We start from the raw sequence: 2,242 nt of genomic DNA, 5'->3' as shown, positions 1-2,242 counted from the left end.
GCCGACCCCGGCGGCTCCTGCCCGCCCGACCAGACCGACTGCGACGTCTGGGACGACGACCCGGGCGTCCCGGGCGGCGGCGGCGGACCGGGCGGCGGAAACGACGGCGGCGGGGGCGGCAACGGCGGCGGCACCGCCAAGTGCCAGTGGAACGGCCAGGTCGTCAAGTGCTACGACGACCTGCTCGGCTGGTTCAACAACGGCGACGGGTGCTACTACAAGCTGACCGAGCCCCAGCTCCCCGCGCCTGCCGGTCAGCAGTGGTACACCGCCAGCTGCATCGGCGGCGCCACCGGCCAGCAGGGCAACGTCCTGCTCGCCGCCCCGCCGCCCGGCTACGGCACGCCGCCCGACCCGGAGGAACTGGCCCGCCGCGCGCTGGCCTCGATCTCGCTGCTGCCGCCCCGGGTGGCCGTCGCACCCCGGCGCAGCAAGGGACCCGGGCTGGTCGGCCTGCCGGTCTGGATGTGGGCCAGCCCCGGGGCGTCCTACTTCGGGCCGCTGCACGCCTCCGCCTCCGACCGCGGCCTGACCGTCGAGATCACCGCGAAGGTGGACCGGATCGTCTGGCACATGTCCGACGACATCGACGTCACCTGCCACGGACCGGGCACGCCCTACGACGCCGACGGGCCGGACGCCGGCGCGGCCTCGCCCGACTGCGGCCTCCCCCACGGCTACCCGAAGGCGGCCACGTACCGGGTCAGCGCCACCACCTTCTGGACCGTGGAGTGGTCCGGCGGCGGGGAGAGCGGCGTGATCCCCCAGAGCCGGGTCAGCGGTGTGGTCCCGGTGCAGATCAACGAACTTCAGGTGGTGACCCGATGAGTGTGGTGGCGTCCCGGAACGGGACCCCGGTGGAGGCGCCGGTGGCGCCCCCCAAGGTGGTCCGGCAGCGGCGGATCCGCCCCGGCCTGCTGGGCCTGGCGATCCTGCTGATCGCGGTCGGCGGGCTGGGCGCGGCGTTCGCGGTCACCTCGGTGCGGTCCACCGGCAGCTACCTGGCGGTGGCGCGGCCGGTCGAGGTGGGCCAGCAGCTCACCGCCGCGGACCTGGTGCCGGTCCGCGTCTCCGGCGGGCGCGAGCTGCGGCCGGTGCCGGCCGACCGGATGAAGGACGTGCTCGGCCTGCGGGCCGCGGTGCGGCTCACCCCGGGCACGCTGCTCACCCCGGCCCAGCTCACCGACGCCCCGCTGCTCGGCCCCGGCCAGCAGCAGATCGCGCTCGGCCTGGAGCCCGACCAGGTGCCGGCCCGCAAGCTGCACCCCGGCGACAAGGTGCTGCTGGTCAGCACGCCGGACACCAGCGCCACCGGCAGCGAGGCGGCGCGCGGCGGCGGCACCCGCTTCGAGGGCACCGTGATCGACACCGCGACGCCGCAGAACGACGACACGGTCGTCTACCTGGCGCTGTCCGTACGGGACGTGCCGGCCGTGGTGGCGCTGGCCGCCGACGACCGGATCGCGCTCGTGCTCACCGAGGCCGCCTGATGGCGATCATCGCCCTGGTCTCGGCGAAGGGCTCGCCTGGCGTCACCACCACCGCGCTGGCCGCGGCACTGAGCTGGCACCGCCGGCTCGTGCTGGCCGAGTGCGACCCCGCCGGTGGCTCGATCCTCGCCGGCTACCTGGGCGGGGCGTTGGACGGTCCCCGCGGCATCGGCGAGCTGGCCGTCGGCGAGCTGCGCGACGGCAGCCTGGAGAGCGCGTTCTGGTCCCAACTTGTCGACCTGGACGCGCCGCGCCGGGAGCGGCTGCTGCTGCCCGGCGTGGTCGACCCGGCCCAGGCCGGCAGCGTGATCCCCCTCTGGCAGCGGTTCGCCGACTACTTCACCGGGCTGGAGCGCGGGGTGCCGCCCTACGACGTGCTCGTCGACTGCGGCCGGCTGGCGGTCGGTGGTCCACCGTGGCCGCTGCTCCGGGCCGCCGCGGTGGTGCTGCTGGTGACCCGCGCGCACCTGCCCGACCTCTCCGCCACCCGGGCCACCGTCCGGGCCATCGAACGCGACCTCGCCGAACACCGGGTCCCGCCGGGCACCCTGCGCCTGCTCGTGGTCGGGGACGGGCACGGCACCAGCGAGATCAGCAAGGCGCTGCGGCTGCCGGTGATCGCCCGGCTGCCGCACGACCCGCGTACCGCCGAGGTGCTCGGCCACGGCGGCACCGTACGCGCCAACCGGCCGCTGATGCGCGCGGCCGGCGCGTTGGAGGTGCCGGTCCGGGCGCTGCTGGACCGGCGCCGG

At 76.0% G+C, this 2,242-nt stretch carries 3 protein-coding genes; all 3 read left to right on the top strand.

What is annotated here, in order from left to right:
* On the top strand, window positions 1–828 hold an 828-nt coding region (locus tag HUW36_RS31320; protein WP_174531377.1), incomplete at its 5' end, for a hypothetical protein.
* Entirely contained in the window at window positions 825–1,490 is a 666-nt protein-coding gene (locus HUW36_RS31315) for an SAF domain-containing protein (protein ID WP_174531376.1), read from the top strand. The genes HUW36_RS31320 and HUW36_RS31315, both read left to right, overlap by 4 nt.
* A partial coding sequence (locus HUW36_RS31310) for a CpaE/TadZ family protein (RefSeq protein ID WP_174531375.1) occupies window positions 1,490–2,242 on the top strand: 753 nt, incomplete at its 3' end. The genes HUW36_RS31315 and HUW36_RS31310, both read left to right, overlap by 1 nt.

It is taken from the genome of Micromonospora maritima (assembly GCF_902825405.1).
Classification (GTDB): domain Bacteria; phylum Actinomycetota; class Actinomycetes; order Mycobacteriales; family Micromonosporaceae; genus Micromonospora; species Micromonospora maritima.
The sequence above is the reverse complement of the archived record's forward strand: the minus strand, read 5'-3'. Positions and strand labels throughout refer to the sequence as shown.